The following is a 15,947-nucleotide window of genomic DNA, read 5'->3' on the forward strand; positions in this document are numbered from 1 at the left end:
AGTCAGTGCCGGCGCGGTTTCCTCAGTTGTGCAATTCCCATGCGCACCAAGGGCCAGCACAGCGTCATCGCGGTAATCGCAAACAGGATGGCGGCGATCGGGCGCTCGAAGAAGCCCCAGAAATTGCCGTGGGTGAGGATCAGTCCCTGTCGCAGTGACATTTCGATGGTTGGCTCCAGCACCATGCCGATGACGATGGGAGCGACGGGAAAGCGGAAATAGCGCAGCACAACGCCCGCAACGCCTGCAGCAAGCGCCACCCAGACATCGAAGACATTGCCGTTGACGCCATAGGCGCCGACAGTCGCGATGATCAGGATCAGACCGATCAGGATCGGCTCGGGAATGCGCAGCACCCGGGTGAAGAGCGAGGCTCCAAGCGCGCCGGTCAGGAACATCACGATGTTGACGACGATGAGGCAGAGAAAGATCGCGTAGATCAGGTCGAGATGGTTGGCGAAGAGCTGCGGCCCCGGCGCGATCCCCTGGATCACCAACGCGCCGAGCATGACGGCGGTGACCGGATCTCCGGGAATACCGAGCGCGAGCGTCGGCACCAGCGCCGAGCCCGTCACGGCATTGTTGGCGCTTTCGCAGGCGACCAGACCGTCGGGCTCGCCATAGCCGAAATTATCTTTCCGTTTGGAGGCGCGCCTGGCTTCCGAATAGGCGATGAAGGCCGAAGTTGCCGCCCCCGTTCCCGGGAGCGCGCCGACGAAGGAGCCGATCAGCGAACCGCGCAAAAGCATGCCGAGCCGTGCCCGCCAGGCGCTCCAGGGCGGCATGCGAAAACCAACGCGCATCTCGCTCGCCTCCGGGCCTGGGCGGTCCAGCTGCAGCACGCGCAGGAACATCTCGGAAAAGGCGAACAGGCCGACAATGACTGGAATGAGGCCGATGCCGGCGGAAAGCTGGAAGCTGTCGAAGGTGAAGCGCAGATCGCCCGTCACCGGATCATTGCCGACCGTAGCCAGGAGCAGGCCAAGCGCGCCCGCGACAAGCCCCTTGACCAGATTGCCCGACGAAACGCCAGCGATACAGGTCATGGCAAACAGACCGAGCGCGAAATACTCGATCGGCGTGAACTGCAGCGAAAAGGCGGCAAGCGAGGGACCGGCGATGACGAAGACCAGAACCGAGAACAGGCCGCCGAAGGTCGATGCCGTCGTCACCCAGCCGATCGCGAGATCCGCCTCCCCGCGCCGGGCCATCGGAAAGCCCTCGAGAGCCGTTGCCGCTGATTGCGGCGTGCCCGGCGTGTTGAGAACGATTGCGGTGATCGAGCCGCCATAGACCGAGCCGCAGTAGACGCCGAGCATCAGCGCGATCGCAGGGATTTGCGACATTGAAAAGGTGAACGGCAGAACCATGGTCAGCCCGATCACCGAGCCGAGACCCGGCAAAACGCCGACGATAACGCCGACAATGGTTCCGGCGACGATCGCCAGGAGCGTGAGGGGCGTTGAGATCTGGGCCGCGGCCGAGATGATGAGGTCCATGAATAATCCCCAGGGCATGATCCGCTCGAAGCGAGGGATGGCGGAACATGCGGCTAATGCAAGATGTTGGAGCCGGCGCAGGCCGAGCCGGTTCAGAGCGGCCAGGCAAACCCCGGCAACAGGATCAGGAAAACCCGCTCGAACAGCAACCAGACGGCCAGCGAATAGCTGATGGCGACGGCAACCAGCAGGCCGATGTCACGCCGGCCAAGCACGAGCGGAACGGCAACGGCGAAGAGCACGCTTGCCGCCAGAAATCCGATCACGGGCATCAGCGCGCAATAGACGGCGGTCGCAGCCATCAACGCCACCATCTTCAGCGCGGGCGCCAGCGGCGGCAACTCGCGGCTGCCATGCTTGAGCCCGGGCAAGAGCAGCAAGAGAAGAAACGCCATCACCGCCAGCACGAAGCGGGGAAAGAAGAACGGGCCCTTTCCCTGGCTTGCGCGGGCAAAGGCGCTGATTTCCTCGAATGTCTGGATCGTAAAGACGATGACGAGCAGAAAGAGAGCGGCGATGACCGCGGTTTCCGCTGCCCTCGATGCGCGGGATACCGCGCCGCGCCTGTTTGTTTCGGCCATGCTTCCTCCAAGCTCGCCGCAGCATGTTACGTCGAAGAAGACGCCTCCAGCGCCCGCTCCGCCGCGCAAATCGCAAGGCGGGAGCGGTCCGAGCCGCTCCCGTCCGGCCATTAGTTCGCCAGAAGGCCGGCCTTTTCAAGCAGTTTGCGGTTAGTTTCGTACTTCTCGTGTACGAAGGCGGCAAAATCGGCCGCGCCCATATAGGCGGAAGGCTGTTTCAGCGCCTCCATCCGCTCCTGGAAGGGGGCGGAATCGATCGCGGTCTTGCAGGCGGTCTCGAACCTGGAGATATCCGCATCGTCAAGACCGGCAGGCGCGACCAGGCCGCCCCAGATCGGAAAGTCGAGCGGAAAGCCCTGCTCCTCGGCTGTAACCAGATCAGGCTGCTCCTCAAGCCGGCCCTTTTTCAGGAGCGCCAGCGATTTAAGCTGCTCGGCATTGCTGGTGTAGAAGGACACATGCGGAATGAAGAGGTCCGCCGTGCCGTCCAGCAACGCCTTCAGCGCGGGCCCGTCGCCGTCAACCGGCAGGAAGGTCATCTTGATCCCGGCGGCGTCTTCAAGGGCGAGACCGGCAATGTGCGGGATCGAGCCGATCGCCTGCACAGCGAAGGTCAGTTCGCCCGGATTTTCCTTGGCATAGGCGACAAGGTCATCAAGATTGGAAAACGGCGAGTCCTCGCGGACGGCAATCACCGTCGGAGCCGAATAGGCAAGGCAGATATAGTCGAAACTGTCGACGTCATAGGGCAGCTTGCGCAGATGCGGCTGAGTGGTGAGCGGCCCGACCGGGGCCATGCCGAGCGTCGTGCCATTGGGACGCGCGCGGGCAACTTCGCCAACGCCGATCGTGCCGCCGGCCCCGGCTGTATTCTTGACGGCCACGCTGACGTCCAGCGTATCGGCCATGCTCTCCTGCATGGCGCGCGTGGTTATGTCCGTTCCGCCGCCGGCGGCGAAAGGCACGACCACGGTGATCGGCCGGTTCGACTGCGCGGCAGCAGCGCCTGCAATGACGAACACCGAAGCCGACAATACCATACCGAGGCGGCTCACGGCCTCCTTGCGAAATTTCATTGAGAATCTCCTCCATATTCATGGCTCGCTGTGGAGCCTGGCACAAAAACCACTGGCCTGCCGGCCACAAGTTTTGCATAGTGGTATTATGTACCATTTTTATTAATGATCAATCCCTATTCAATCCACCGGGAGGAATGTCTTGAATAGAATGAAGGGAAGAACCGCGCTCGTCACTGGCGCGGCCGACGGGCTGGGAGCGGCGATTGCGGCAAGGCTGGCAAGCGAGGGAGCGCGGATCGGCATTATCGATCGTAGCGAAGAGGCTATCGGAAGGGCGCGGGAGAATGCGGCGCTGGCAGAGGCCTTCTTCGTCGCCGGCGACCTGACCGATGGCGCCGACATCGCCCGCATGATGGCGGAATTTGCCGCGAACGACATGGTTTTCGACATTCTCGTCAACAATGCCGGCGGTTCGCTTCACACCCCACGCGCCTTTCTGGAGGAGACCGACGAAGACTGGGACCGGGTAATGGCGCTGAACGTCACGGCGGCCGTAAGGGTCAGCCGGCATGTTCTGCCGGGCATGATCGAAGGTGGTTTCGGCCGGGTAATCAATCTCGGCTCCAAAGCAGGGCGCTATGGCAGCCTGTTTACCGGCGCCAATTATGTCGCCGCCAAGGGTGCGATCCAGTCGATGACGCTGCAGATGGCGCAGGAATTCGGCCCCAGGGGTATCACCTGCAACGCGGTCTGCCCCGGCGCGATCTCCACGCCGCGCGTGGAACGGCTGCTTAACGAACGCATGTCGCCGGAAGAACGCCAGCGCGCGCTTGAAGGCGTGCCTGTGCGTCGCCACGGCCGTGTGGAGGATGTGGCCGCCGCCGTCGCCTTCTTCGCCTCAGAGGAAGCGGGTTTCATCACCGGGCAGTTGCTCGACGTCAACGGCGGACAGGGAATGGCATCATGAACACCATGGAAAGCAACTCACAGGCGCCGCTCAACGTGCTGGTCACCGGCGGCTCCGGCTTTCTCGGCCAGGCGTTGACGCAGGCCCTTGCCGCGCGCGGCGACCGGGTTACCGTTTTCGATCTCAAGCTGCCGCCCGAGGCGACGCGCATTGCCGGCGTCACTTACGTCGAAGGCGACATCACGCGCCAAAGCGCCATCGATCCGGTGATCGCCCGTTTCGGCATTGATGCCATTCTGCATCTGGCCGCCCTCGTCATTCCCGCCTGCCGGTCGAACCCGGTGCTCGGCGCCGAGGTGAATGTAGTCGGTCACATCAACATCATGGAAGCAGCCCTGAAGGCCGGCATTTCGCGCGTTGTCTATGCAAGTTCGCTGGCGGCGCGGCCGCGCGGGCCATATGCTTCGCCGGTCAATCTCTATGGCGCGTTCAAGCATTGCTGCGAGGAAATTTCCAAGGTCTATTTTCTCGACCATGGTCTGGGATCGGTGGGACTGAGGCCACATGTTGTCTACGGGCCGGGCCGCACGAGCGGGGAGACGGCTGCAATCACGCTTGCCATGCGCGCTGCAGCCCAGGGGGAGCCCTACGAGATCCCTTTTTCCGGGCAGATGTGTTTTCAGCATATCGACGAGGTGGCCGAGATATTCATACGCTCGCTCGAGCACCCTGCCCCTGCGCCGATCGTCAGCGACCTCACCACGGCAATCGGTTCAAGCGAGGATGTAGCGGACGCAATTCGCGCCGTGGTGCCGGAGGCACAGATCACCATTGCCGACCGTCCCCGGCCGATGCCGGACGCGCTCGACAATGCTCCGCTGCGCGATCTTCTCGGCAGTTGGAACGCCGTTTCCCTTGAGGAAGGCACCCGCAGGACGATTGAGGCCTTTCGCGCGACCGCCAATAGCTGATAGAGATGAACCGCGCGGCGCGAAAAGGCGACGCCGCGCGGTGATATCGAGCCAGGGACAGGCTTTTGGTGAGGATCAAACCGGCCGGCGATCAGGCCGTGACGATTGAATTTGGCGATACTATCGACGAAGCCGTCAGCGCGCGCGTGATCGCGCTTGAACGCTCCTTGAAGGATGACCCGGTAGCCGGCATTGCCGAGACCGTGCCCACCTATCGTTCGCTTCTGGTCTTCTACGACCCCGCAATCCTCAATGGCCGCGACCTGAAGGCCATCCTCGGCGAGCGCGCGGAAACCGCCCCTGCAACGGACGATGCACGCGCACGCCATTTCGCCGTGCCGGTCTGCTATCAGGGCGCGGACGCGCTTGACCTCGCAGATGTCGCAGCGGAAAGGAATATAGACCCAGAAGAGGTGATCGCCTTGCACACAAGCGCCACCTATCGGGTCTACATGATCGGGTTTGCCCCCGGCTTTGCCTATCTCGGCGGCCTGCCCTCCGCCCTCCACACGCCACGCCTTGCCGAGCCGCGCCAGAAAGTGCCGGCCGGCGCGGTCGGCATTGGCGGCGCGCAAGCAGCGATCAACTCTCTCGCGGGCCCGAGCGGCTGGCGCTATATCGGTCGCACGCCTCTCAGGCTGTTCGATCCGGCGCGCGCCGACCCGGCCTTCTTCCAAGCCGGCGACATCCTGCGTTTTTTTGCCGTTTCGCCGGACGAGATGACGGCCCTTGAACGGCGGGCGGCTGCGGGCGACGTCATCGTGGAGGCGCAAGCGCCATGGTGATGCTGGAGGTCGCAAAGGCAGGACTGATGGTCACCGTGCAGGCAAAACCGCGCACGGGCTACCTGGCAGCCGGCGTCTCGCCGTCCGGACCGATGGACGAGGATGCCTTCCGGATCGCCCAGGCGCTGGCCGGCAACGGGCCTGACGCGGCCGCCCTCGAATTTGCGCAGTTCGGCGGAAGCTACCGCGTCAGCGAACCGACCCTTGTCGCTGTCACCGGCGGAGCGGCGGAGGTGCAGATCGACGGTCGCCCCGTGCCGTGTTGGGAAAGCCACCGCCTCGAACCGGGCGCGCGGCTCGATGTCGGCGTGCTTCGCGGTGCGATCTGGGGCTATATCGCCTTTTCCGGCGGCATAGACGTTCCCCTCCTGCTCGGCTCGCGCACCACCCACGTGCGAAACGCCATGGGCGGCTTTGAAGGGCGTTCGCTGGTCGCGGGCGACAGGCTTGCGCTTGCGCCTTCCGCGATGCTGACGCCCCGCCGGATGCGTTCGATCTTCCGAAAGCCCTCGGGGCCCATCCGGGTGATTGCAGGCCCGCAGGACGACTATTTCGATGCCCGCGCCTGGTCGCTTTTTCTCGATGAGCCCTTCGCCGTTTCGACCCGCCGCGACAGGATGGCTAGCCTTCTCTTCGGCCCGGCTCTCCACGCCGCGCGTGGCCACGACATCATCTCCGACGGCACGCCGCCCGGCTCCATCCAGGTCCCGGGCTCGGGCACGGCCACCGTTCTGACGGCCGAGCGGCAGACGACGGGCGGCTACCCGAAGATCGCGACCGTGATTTCGGCCGACCTGCCGCGCCTGGCGCAAATGCCGGGCGGTCTGCCCTTCCGCTTTGCGGTTGTGGAACAGGAACAGGCCGAAGACAGCCTTCTTTCCGCGCGGAAGCAGGCCGACACGGTCATCGCCGAGATCGAAAACGGCTGACGCGGTTTACTTCAGCAGCACGTCATTGCGCAACTGGAAGCGCGCCGGGTCATAGATGGCCTGGGAGATTTCGACGAGCTCGCCATTATGGCTGTAGAGCTCGGCCTCGATGGACAGTACCGGCGTGCCTTCCGAAAGGCCGATGGCATCGGCTGCCGGCTGCGGGCAGGCAATCGCATTGGCGCTCTGGCTGACGCGCACGATCGGCCGGTCGAACATTTCTTCGATCAAATTGTAGACCGAACCGACCCGGTGGCGCGACAGCGACGGCTCGATGCCGGCATAGGGCCCGGCGACGAACATGCGCGACCAGTTGAACGGCCTCAATCTTCCGGGAATGCGCCTGACGCCGATCACTTCCAGCCAGAACCCGGTGGCGCTTTCGTGACCGCCAAGCGCCGGATCGGAATGGTTCTCCACATGACGTGAAGTCCAGACTTCCAGAACCGTCTCGCGTGTGACGCGCATCAATTCGGGCATGCTGTTGGTCGCCATGCGAAAATGCTGCTGCGGCGTCTGCGAGGCGATCACCGTGCCAACGCGCTTGCGCCGCGCCACCAGGCCCTCGGCTTCCAGTTCGCTCAACGCGCGCCGCAGCGTCGTGCGGCTGACACCGCGTTCAACGGCAAACTCCACTTCCGGCGGAAGACGGTCTCCGACCTTCCAGCGGCCCGACGTTATTTCCTCGCGTAAAGAACGGGTTAGCAATTTATGTCGTGGTGCGCTCATTCCATCTTTCCGGGCAGCCAGAGGACGATCTCCGGGAAGATCGCCAGTAGCAGCGCAAAGGCGACCAGAATAAGGAAAAAAGGTGCGACTGCGCGGACCAGTTTTCCAATCGTTTCGCCAGTTTGCGCCTGTATGACAAACAGGTTGAAACCCACCGGGGGCGTTATCTGGGATATCTCTACAGCAACAACGACAAAAATACCAAACCAAATCGGGTCAAAACCTGCGGACGTAACCAAAGGTAGTGTAATCGGCAAGGTCATGACGATGATCGACGTGCCGTCTAGGAACATGCCGATCAGCACGTAGAACAGCAGAAGAATGGTAATCAGGGCGAAGGGCGCGAGATCGAGGGCCGCGATCCAGCCGGCAATGGCGCGCGGCAGACCGAGAAAACCGAGAGCCGAATTGAGCAGCGCCGCGCCGATCAGGATCAGGCCCATCATCGCGCTCGTGCGCACCGCGCTGTTGCCTGCAGCAACGAGATTGGAAAAGGTCAGCTCGCGCCTGAGCGCGGAAAGAATGATGGCGCCGAGAACGCCCACCGAAGCCAGTTCCGTCGGGCTGGCCAGGCCGAAATAGAGCGCGCCCATGATGCCCGCGATCAGCGCGACCATCGGCGTGATCTCGAAAAGCCCGCGCCAGCGTTCGGCCCAGGAATAGCGCTCGGCCGTCGCCCGTCCGCCCGAAACCGTGTGAGCAGCGGCGATATAGAGGCTGTAGAGGCAGGCAAGCAGCAGGCCGGGCACGATGCCGGCGATGAACAGGCGCAGGATGCTCTGCTCGGAGACGACGCCGTAGATGATCATGATGATCGAGGGCGGGATCAGGAAGCCAAGCGTGCCCGCGCCCGCAAGCGAGCCGATCGACAGACGCCGATCATAGCCATGGGCCTGAAGCTCGGGCAGCGTCACGCGTCCGACGATCGCCGTTGTCGCGGCCGAGGAGCCGGAAACGGCGGCAAACAGCGTGGACCCCGCGACATTGACATGGACCAGGCCGCCGGGAAGCCGGCTCACCCAGGGCGCAAGACCCGAAAACAGCGAACGGCCGAGACGGGCCGAAACGAGAATATCGCTCATTAGGATAAACAGCGGCAAGGCAAGCAGTTCCTGCGCCGTGCCCGCCTGCCACATCAGCTTGCCGGCGAAGGCCTCGAGCGGAATATTGGGCTTGTAGACGGAAAGCAGGATATAGCCGACGCCGAAAAGCGACAGGCCGACCCAGACGGACCCCAGAAGCAGCACGGCAAATAAAAGGAGCGTGACGAGGCCGATCTCAACCATCCTCCGTCTCCCGTTCAAGCTCCGGTGCCATGCCGAGCGAAAGCCTGAGCAGCCTTGCCGCCATGGCCAGCACGAATTCCACCGCCCCGGCAACCGCAACGGCCTGAGGGATGGCTAGCGGCGTATTCATGTAGCTCGACTGACGCAGCCCGCGCGTGAAAGAGGCTTGAAACACGCTCCAGAACGCCTCCAGCAGCAGGCAGGCGAGCACGAGGCCGATCAGGGTGGCGACGATATCAACGATCCGGGCAAAGCGGGGGCCACGGGAGAGAAGCAGGGAGACCCGCACCTGCGTCCCGTGCTGCAGCGCCGGACCGAGGCCCAGAAGAAACACGCCGCACATGGCAAAGGCGGAATACTCCCAGGAGAAGGCAAGGCTGCGGGCGAGGAAGCCGCGGCTGAAGACCTCAGCCAGCATCATCGCGCAGAAGCAATAAAGCAGGACCATTGCGACGGCTTGCGCAATCCGGGCGGTGAAGTCTGTGAATGTCAGAAAGGCACGAACCATCGCATATCCAGCGCAAGCCGTTTCCGGGACCGCGATCCCGAAAACCCCGTTCATGAAAGAGCAACGCTCGGATGCGGCAGAAGCCGGGCGTTGCCGAAAGACCCGCCAAGAGGCGGACGGAGGCGACTACTTGCCGGCCGCTTCGGTATAGGCTTCGATGACTGGCCCGGCGGCCGGAACCCGCTCGATGAAGCTTCCCCACATTTCGTGACCGGCTTCAGACATGACCGCCTTCATCGAATCCTCGGCTTCGGTAACGGTGATTCCGTTTTCGACGAGAATTTCGGTCTTGCCCTCATCTTCCGCAGCGCTCTGCGCCCAGAATTCGGCCTCCAGCTTCTCGACCACGCCTTCGATCGCGGCCTGGTCGTCTTCGGAAAGAGCATTCCACGCGTCGAGATTGATGGTCACCGCATCGGTCGATGTCGACCACTGCAGCGGGTTGAAATAGGAAGTCGTGTCCCACAGCTTGCCGTCCACGCCGGACGAGGTCGAAGTCGCCACGCCATCGATCGTTCCTGCGGCAAGCGCCGGCACCACATCGCCCCACGGCATTTCCAACGGCGCGGCGCCGAGCTTGGTCAGGAACTCAAAGCTCGCCGGATTGAAGGCGCGGATCCTCTGGCCTTCCAGATCTTCGGCGGTGGTGATCTCGGAGCGCGAGTAGAGCCCCGGCGACGGCCAGGGAACGTAGTAGAGGATCTTCTGGTTGTGGGCTTCGGCAATCTCGTCAAAAACCGGCGAGGCCACTTCCAGGAATGTCGCCATTTCTTCCTGACCCTGGATCAGATAGGGCAGCGTATCCATCGCAAGGATCGGCTCCTCGCCGGCCTGCAGGAACAGCAGGAAATCGGCCATCTGCACGATACCCGTCTCTACCGCCGCCATACTTTCGGAGCCGGACACGCCGATTTCGCCGGCATTGAAGACATTGATCTGCACATTGCCGTCAGTTGCCGTGGCGACGGCTTCCGCGAACTGGCGCGCGGCCTTGGCCTGGAAATTGGTGTCCGGCCACGGCGTGGAAAAATCCAGTGTCGTCTGAGCCGATGCAGCACCGGCGCTCAGGCTGGCGGCCGCAACGACCATCATGGGTATCATACGCATTGCACTATTCTCCTCTGTTGGTTGGTTGCACCCTACCATCGTGTTCACTCTTGTTGTAGCCGTATTCCCGCTCGGCCGAGGCCTGGCTGACGAGCCCGCGCTTGAGGTCGACCGCGAGTTTTTCCCGGTCCCGGCGCTCCGGCGGACCGAAACCGCCGCCACCCGGCGTGCTGAGGATCAGCGCCTCTCCCGGGGGAATGGTATAAAGCCCCTTGGAGGTGATCACGGTTCCGTCGGTGATCTCGGCATGACCCGGCGCGCCGGGCCTTCCGCCTTCCCGGCCGTCCGCGCCCTTCTTCAGGCGTTCGAAGGCTGCCGCCGAAAGCGTCAGGCTCTGGCCGCGCGACGAACGAATCCGGATTTCCTGGCCGAGACCGCCGCGAAATCGGCCCGCGCCGCCGCTGTCTGGAGCAAATTCCTTTTTCTCGTAGATCAGTGGCGCAACGGTCTCCGCAACCTCGACCGGCACCGTGCCGACGCCGGAAGGAAAGGCTGTCGTCGAAAGACCGTCGGAAGCCGGCCTTGCCCCCATGCCGCCAAGCGCGACATTGAGAGAGGCGAAACCGTCCTCGCCTTCGGCCGTGATCGCCAGAACCCAGAGAGCGCCTGCGCTTTCCGCCAGGATTTCGCCACGTCTGGCCTCGGCCAGGCAGCCAAGCATCAGGTCGGGCAGAGCCTGTCCCACGACGTGGCGCGCCGTTACCGGCCAGGGCCGTTCGGCGCTGACGATCAGGCCCGGCGGCGCATCAATCCGGATCGGCGACAGAGAGGCGTGATTGTTGGGAACCTCCGGCGCGATCGCGACCTTGATGCCGAAGGAGGCATAGGCCTGGCTGTAGTTCAGCGGACAATTGATGCCCTTGGCTACGGCCGGCGACGACCCCTTGAGGTCAACGGAGATCTCCCCGTCCCGGACCGTCATTTCCGCCTTCAGCCGGATCGGCGCGTCATAGCCGTCGAGTTCGATCTCGGAACGATAGACGCCTTCCGGCACCTTCTCGATTGCGGCCCGCGTCGCCTCGGCGGAACGCGCGAAGATGAAGCCGGCAAGGGGCGCAAGCGTGTCTGCGCCATATTCGTCCATCAGGGCGAGAAGTCGTCTCAAACCCTCGTCATTACAGCTCATCAGCGAGATCACGTCGCCGCGGGCCTCGCGCGGGACGCGCGAATTGATGGCAATCAGCGAAAGAAGTTCCTCGTTGATCTCGCCCCTGCGCCTCAACCGCGTCACCGGAATGACCACGCCCTCCTCGAACACCGAGCGCGCCTCGGCCGACCAGCCGAGCCCGCCGATGTCGACCACATGGCAGGTCGAGGCGATATAGGCGACAATCCTGCCTTTCTTGAAGACCGGGGTGACCAGCACGAAATCGAAGACATGTCCGGCTCCGAGCCAGGGGTCGTTCGTCACCAGCACGTCGCCCTCTGCCAGGGTATCGGCCGGCACATGTTCCAGCATGGCATTGACCGATTTCGCCATCGTGTTGACATGGCCGGGAGTGCCGGTCACGGCCTGAGCCATCATCCGGCCCTCGGCATCGAAAATGCCCGCCGAAAGATCGCCCGCCTCGCGCACGATGGCGCCGAAGGCGACCCTCAGCAACGCGTTCGCCTGCTCCTCGCAGACCGAGACCAGGCGGTTCCACATCACGTTCATGGCGATGATGTCCGCGTCTGAAAGATGTGTTGCGCTCATGATGCTGCTCCTTCCCGCTCCAGCACGACATGGCCGAGCGCATGGATGTAGCCGCGCCAGCCTGCGGGCGCATAGATCGTGGTCTGGTCCTCGACCATCAGCATGGGGCCCTCGAAAACCGCGCCCGGCGTCGCCTCATCGCGACGGTAGCGCTGGAAGGTGACCCTTTCGCCGGAGGCGGGCGAGAATACGTCAGCCGTGCCGACCGGGGCAGCGGGGCGAGGAACGAAGGACCCGTCCGTCACGGTCGCGACCACGGGGTCCGGCCCCTTGGCGACCAGGCTGAGCGCCACCAGTTCGATCGCATTTCCGGTATGCTCGGCGCCATACACCGAACGATAGGTTTCAACAAAGGCTAAGCGCATCTGTTCCAGGGCATCGGCTGTTTCAACAGGCCCGGCAAGGCTGATCCTGAGCGCATGGCCCTGCCCCTCGTAGCGCAGTTCGGCGGCGATCGCGATATCCGGCTTGACGCCTGCGGGAAGCGCCGGCCTGACCACCGCATTGGCTTCATCGGCCATTTCGGCTTGCAGCAGGCCAAGGCGCGCGAGGTCGATCTTGCCGAGCGGCGCCAGCACGCTGCGCGCCACTTCATAGGCAATCGGCGCGCTCAGGAAGCCGACAGCCGAGCCGACTCCGGCGAAGGCCGGGATGACGACGCGGGCAATGCCGAGCTTTTCGGCGAGGCGAACGGCATGAAGGGGGCCGGCGCCGCCGGAAGCCATCAGCGTGTAGGCGGAGACATTCTTGCCCTGCTCGACGGCGTGGACGCGCGCCGCGTTGGCCATCGCCTCCTCGCCGATCTCGGTGATCCCGGCCGCGGCCCATTCGCACGAACTCATGCCGAGGGGCCCAACAACCTTGTCGTCAATCGCGGCAACGGCCAGGTCCGGCCTTAGCGCAAGCCTGCCGCCGGCAAAGCCTTCCGGGGAAAGCTTGCCGAGGACGACGTTGGCGTCGGTGATCGTCGGCTCGCTGCCGCCGAGGCCATAGGCAGCCGGTCCGGGCGCCGCACCGGCGCTCTTCGGGCCGACGGCAAGGCGGCCAAGCGTGTCACGCCGTGCGATCGAGCCGCCGCCGGCGCCGATCTCGACCAGCTCTGTCGTCGGGATGCGCACGGGAAGGCCAGAACCCTTGATGTCGCGCCAGGCGCGCGCCACTTCGAAACGACGCGCCGTAGCAGGCTGCGCATTCTCCAGAAAGCAGATCTTCGCGGTGGTGCCGCCCATGTCGAAGGCGAGCATTCTGGCTATCCCGATCTCGCGCGAGACCCGCGCACCGAGAGCGACACCGCCGGCGGGACCCGATTCGACCAGCCGGATCGGCATGCGTGCGGCCTGCTCGACCGTGGTCAGGCCGCCGCCCGACAGCATCAGCAGAAACTCGCCGGCAAAGCCGCGCGCGCGCATCGCCGCGTCGAAACGGCTGAGATAGCGCGACATGAGCGGGCGCACATACGCATTGGCGGCGACGGTCGAAAACCGTTCATACTCCCGGATCTCGGGTGAGACCTCGCTCGAGAGACAGATGGTGACATTATCGGGCAGGCGCGCGCGCAGCCAACTGGCCACCTGCCGCTCATGCGCATCATTGGCGGTCGCATGCAGGAAACCGATGGCGACGGCTTCGACCCCTTCAGCGCGAAGCCTGTCTGCGATCGCGCCGATTTCCGCCTCGTCCGGTATGCGCAAGGCTTGACCATAGGCATCCATGCGCTCGTCGATGGTCAAGCGCAATTCGCGCGGCACCAGCGGCGTCGGCAGTTCCAGGTTCACGTCATATTGCTCGAAACGGCGCTCATAGCCCATCTCGAGGATATCCCGGAAACCTCTGGTAGTGACCAGGGCCGTCTTGGCGCCGCGCCGCTCGATGAGCGCGTTGGTCGCAAGCGTCGTACCGTGAATGACGGCAGACACCTCGGAAAACTCCACCTTGTTTTCGGAAAGAAGCGCCAGACTACCTTCAAGCGCGGCCTTTTCGGGGGCCTCCGGGGTCGTCAGCACCTTCAGCGAGGAGAGCCCCTCGCCCTCCAGCACCACATCCGAAAAAGTCCCGCCAATATCGATCGCTAGTCTAAACATAAGATATTATGTTCGTACTTTTTAGCAGGCGTCAAGTCGATTGTCGCCCTCGGGACGTGCGGATATCATTTCGACCTATATCAAAGAATACCCGGCTCCGCCACGGCCGCAAGCAGATCGAAAGGTCGAAAGGAAACGAAAAAAGCGGCGACCCGGACAGGGCCGCCGCCTTTGAGGTTCAACAGTGCCGTCTCGCTTAGCGCGGCTCGCTTCTCAGCCCCTTGATGATGGCGAAGCAGGCGAGCAGCAGCACGATGGTGAACGGAAAGCCGGTTGAAACCGCCATGGCCTGAAGTGCCGTCAGTCCGCCGCCAAGCAGAAGCGCGATTGCGACCAGCCCCTCGAAGCTCGCCCAGAAGACGCGCTGCGGAACGGGCGCGTCGACCTTGCCGCCGGCTGTGATCGTGTCGATCACGATCGAGCCGGAGTCCGACGAGGTCACGAAGAAGACGATGACCAGGATGATGCCGATGATCGAGGTGATCGTGGCCAGCGGCAGCGCCTCCAGCATGACGAACAGCTTCAGGTCGAGCGGCGCGTTGCCGAGCGCCTCGTAATTGTTGACGATGATCTCGCGGATCGCGGTATCGCCAAACACCGTCATCCAGACGATCGAAACGACCGAGGGAATGATCAGCACGCAGGTGATGAACTCGCGGACCGTGCGGCCGCGCGAAACGCGGGCGATGAACATGCCGACGAAGGGCGACCAGGAGATCCACCAGGCCCAGTAGAACGACGTCCAGCCGTCAAGGAAGTTCTTGTCGGTTCGCCCGAACGGGTTGGCAAGCTCCGGCAGGTAGCGTGCATAGTCGACGAAGTTCGAGAACAGCCCGCCGAGAATGGCAAGCGTCGGGCCGACGATAATGACGAAGAACAGCAGGATGCCCGCAAGCGCCATGTTGATCATCGACAGGCGCTGCACGCCGGCGTCCATGCCGGCAACGACCGAACCCAGCGCAATGCCGGTGATCGCGATGATCAGAACCACCTTGGAAAGATCGTCCACGGGCAGGCCGAAGATGTGGTTCAGCCCGGCATTGGCCTGTTCCGCGCCGATGCCGAGCGAAGTGGCAAGGCCGAAGAGCGTCGCAAGAACCGCAAGCACGTCGATGATATGCCCCGTCCAGCCCCAGACGCGGTCGCCGAAGATCGGGTAGAACACCGAGCGCATGGCGAGCGGCAGACCCTTGTTATAGGAGAACAGCGCCAGCGCCAGCGCAACGATCGCATAGATCGCCCAGGGATGAAGCGCCCAATGGAAGATGGTCGCGGCCATCGCCAGGCTTTTTGCTTCCGCGGGGTTTCCGGGCGCGCCGCCGAGCGGCGCCCAGCTTTCGGCCGTTCCGGCGTTTTCGGCGACGGAGGATGTGAAGTGCGATATCGGCTCGGACACGCCGTAGAACATCAGGCCGATGCCCATGCCCGCAGCAAACAGCATCGCGAACCAGCCGGTATAGGAATAATCCGGCGTCGCCTCCGCGCCGCCGAGACGGATCTTGCCGTAGGGTGAGAAGATCAGGAAAATGCCAAGCAGGACGAAGACGTTGCCGGCGATCAGGAAGAACCAGTCGAAGGTCGACGTCAGCCAGTCCCGCATCCCGTTAAAGATGGTCGCGGCCTCCTCCTGAAAGGCCAGCGTCGCCAGCACGAAGGCGACAACGGCGAGACCTGAGATCAGAAAGACCGGGTTATGGATGTCCAGCCCGAAGGGACCGATGTTCGTCGTGATATTATCCTGACCGATCTCGTAATCGGTATCGATAATCTCCGTTTCGCCCTCGGGCTCGGGAATCCCCGTGTCGGTCATAAAAAATCTCCTTGTTTTGCAATCGTTTCGCGCCGGACC

Annotated in this window: 14 protein-coding genes; 4 read left to right on the forward strand and 10 right to left on the reverse strand. The window is 63.5% G+C overall.

The genetic code is table 11. The annotated features are described in order from the left end of the window. Nucleotides 1–2: 2 nt before the first annotated feature. The 3 genes from GGR30_RS04030 to GGR30_RS04040 form a co-directional block, all read right to left on the reverse strand. Nucleotides 3–1,499 carry a tripartite tricarboxylate transporter permease gene (locus GGR30_RS04030; protein ID WP_183482827.1) on the reverse strand — a complete coding sequence of 499 codons (1,497 nt, stop codon included), beginning with the start codon at nt 1,497–1,499 and terminating at the stop codon, nt 3–5. Between the two features lie 92 nt (nt 1,500–1,591). Then, nucleotides 1,592–2,080 carry a tripartite tricarboxylate transporter TctB family protein gene (locus GGR30_RS04035; protein WP_183482829.1) on the reverse strand — a complete coding sequence of 163 codons (489 nt, stop codon included), beginning with the start codon at nt 2,078–2,080 and terminating at the stop codon, nt 1,592–1,594. A 110-nt stretch (nt 2,081–2,190) separates the two neighbouring features. After that, nucleotides 2,191–3,156: a Bug family tripartite tricarboxylate transporter substrate binding protein gene (locus GGR30_RS04040; protein ID WP_183482831.1), complete on the reverse strand. Its 966-nt coding sequence runs from the start codon at nt 3,154–3,156 to the stop codon at nt 2,191–2,193. A gap of 151 nt (nt 3,157–3,307) precedes the next feature. Here GGR30_RS04040 and GGR30_RS04045 point away from each other — a divergent pair, with 151 nt between their 5' ends. The 4 genes from GGR30_RS04045 (at nt 3,308) to GGR30_RS04060 (ending at nt 6,691) form a co-directional block, all read left to right on the forward strand. Beyond that, the gene (locus tag GGR30_RS04045; RefSeq protein WP_210287934.1) at nt 3,308–4,066 is read left to right on the forward strand and encodes an SDR family NAD(P)-dependent oxidoreductase; all 759 of its coding nucleotides are present in this window, start codon (nt 3,308–3,310) and stop codon (nt 4,064–4,066) included. Continuing rightward, nucleotides 4,063–4,977 (forward strand): NAD-dependent epimerase/dehydratase family protein, encoded by a 915-nt coding sequence (locus GGR30_RS04050; RefSeq protein WP_183482835.1) that lies wholly within the window; start codon nt 4,063–4,065, stop codon nt 4,975–4,977. The genes GGR30_RS04045 and GGR30_RS04050 overlap by 4 nt, the downstream gene beginning before the upstream one ends. A gap of 68 nt (nt 4,978–5,045) precedes the next feature. After that, nucleotides 5,046–5,762 carry a 5-oxoprolinase subunit PxpB gene (pxpB, locus tag GGR30_RS04055; protein ID WP_343066467.1) on the forward strand — a complete coding sequence of 239 codons (717 nt, stop codon included), beginning with the start codon at nt 5,046–5,048 and terminating at the stop codon, nt 5,760–5,762. Further along, nucleotides 5,756–6,691, forward strand: a complete 936-nt coding sequence (locus GGR30_RS04060; RefSeq protein ID WP_183482840.1) for a 5-oxoprolinase subunit C family protein — start codon at nt 5,756–5,758, stop codon at nt 6,689–6,691. Before pxpB ends, GGR30_RS04060 begins: the two co-directional genes overlap by 7 nt. 6 nt (nt 6,692–6,697) lie before the next feature. Here GGR30_RS04060 and GGR30_RS04065 read toward each other — a convergent pair whose 3' ends face one another. From GGR30_RS04065 to GGR30_RS04095, 7 genes are all read right to left on the reverse strand, one after another. Continuing rightward, entirely contained in the window at nt 6,698–7,420 is a 723-nt protein-coding gene (locus GGR30_RS04065; RefSeq protein WP_183482842.1) for a GntR family transcriptional regulator, read from the reverse strand. Beyond that, nucleotides 7,417–8,706, reverse strand: coding sequence for a TRAP transporter large permease (locus GGR30_RS04070; RefSeq protein WP_183482844.1), 1,290 nt, complete (start codon nt 8,704–8,706; stop codon nt 7,417–7,419). Before GGR30_RS04070 ends, GGR30_RS04065 begins: the two co-directional genes overlap by 4 nt. Beyond that, on the reverse strand, nt 8,699–9,214 hold the full coding sequence (locus tag GGR30_RS04075; RefSeq protein WP_183482846.1) for a TRAP transporter small permease subunit: 516 nt from the start codon (nt 9,212–9,214) through the stop codon (nt 8,699–8,701). The genes GGR30_RS04070 and GGR30_RS04075 overlap by 8 nt, the downstream gene beginning before the upstream one ends. A 126-nt stretch (nt 9,215–9,340) precedes the next feature. After that, nucleotides 9,341–10,321 carry a TRAP transporter substrate-binding protein gene (locus GGR30_RS04080; protein ID WP_183482847.1) on the reverse strand — a complete coding sequence of 327 codons (981 nt, stop codon included), beginning with the start codon at nt 10,319–10,321 and terminating at the stop codon, nt 9,341–9,343. A 4-nt stretch (nt 10,322–10,325) separates the two neighbouring features. Next, complete coding sequence (locus GGR30_RS04085) at nt 10,326–12,017, reverse strand: hydantoinase B/oxoprolinase family protein (protein WP_183482848.1); 1,692 nt, start codon at nt 12,015–12,017, stop codon at nt 10,326–10,328. After that, nucleotides 12,014–14,098, reverse strand: a complete 2,085-nt coding sequence (locus GGR30_RS04090) for a hydantoinase/oxoprolinase family protein (protein ID WP_183482849.1) — start codon at nt 14,096–14,098, stop codon at nt 12,014–12,016. Before GGR30_RS04090 ends, GGR30_RS04085 begins: the two co-directional genes overlap by 4 nt. Before the next feature lie 196 nt (nt 14,099–14,294). Next, entirely contained in the window at nt 14,295–15,908 is a 1,614-nt protein-coding gene (locus GGR30_RS04095) for a BCCT family transporter (RefSeq protein WP_183482850.1), read from the reverse strand. Between the last annotated feature and the right edge of the window lie 39 nt (nt 15,909–15,947).

It is taken from the genome of Martelella radicis (genome assembly GCF_014196625.1).
GTDB lineage: Bacteria > Pseudomonadota > Alphaproteobacteria > Rhizobiales > Rhizobiaceae > Martelella > Martelella radicis.

What these genes read in the sequence shown, in the direction of transcription:
- GGR30_RS04060 (WP_183482840.1), top strand. Translation starts at nt 5,756, where the DNA reads ATGGTGATGCTGGAGGTCGCAAAGGCAGGACTGATGGTCACCGTGCAG.
- GGR30_RS04065 (WP_183482842.1), bottom strand. Translation starts at nt 7,420, where the DNA reads ATGAGCGCACCACGACATAAATTGCTAACCCGTTCTTTACGCGAGGAA.
- GGR30_RS04075 (WP_183482846.1), bottom strand. Translation starts at nt 9,214, where the DNA reads ATGGTTCGTGCCTTTCTGACATTCACAGACTTCACCGCCCGGATTGCG.
- GGR30_RS04085 (WP_183482848.1), bottom strand. Translation starts at nt 12,017, where the DNA reads ATGAGCGCAACACATCTTTCAGACGCGGACATCATCGCCATGAACGTG.
- GGR30_RS04030 (WP_183482827.1), bottom strand. Translation starts at nt 1,499, where the DNA reads ATGGACCTCATCATCTCGGCCGCGGCCCAGATCTCAACGCCCCTCACG.
- GGR30_RS04045 (WP_210287934.1), top strand. Translation starts at nt 3,308, where the DNA reads ATGAAGGGAAGAACCGCGCTCGTCACTGGCGCGGCCGACGGGCTGGGA.
- GGR30_RS04080 (WP_183482847.1), bottom strand. Translation starts at nt 10,321, where the DNA reads ATGCGTATGATACCCATGATGGTCGTTGCGGCCGCCAGCCTGAGCGCC.
- GGR30_RS04070 (WP_183482844.1), bottom strand. Translation starts at nt 8,706, where the DNA reads ATGGTTGAGATCGGCCTCGTCACGCTCCTTTTATTTGCCGTGCTGCTT.
- GGR30_RS04050 (WP_183482835.1), top strand. Translation starts at nt 4,063, where the DNA reads ATGAACACCATGGAAAGCAACTCACAGGCGCCGCTCAACGTGCTGGTC.
- GGR30_RS04090 (WP_183482849.1), bottom strand. Translation starts at nt 14,098, where the DNA reads ATGTTTAGACTAGCGATCGATATTGGCGGGACTTTTTCGGATGTGGTG.
- GGR30_RS04040 (WP_183482831.1), bottom strand. Translation starts at nt 3,156, where the DNA reads ATGAAATTTCGCAAGGAGGCCGTGAGCCGCCTCGGTATGGTATTGTCG.
- GGR30_RS04035 (WP_183482829.1), bottom strand. Translation starts at nt 2,080, where the DNA reads ATGGCCGAAACAAACAGGCGCGGCGCGGTATCCCGCGCATCGAGGGCA.
- GGR30_RS04095 (WP_183482850.1), bottom strand. Translation starts at nt 15,908, where the DNA reads ATGACCGACACGGGGATTCCCGAGCCCGAGGGCGAAACGGAGATTATC.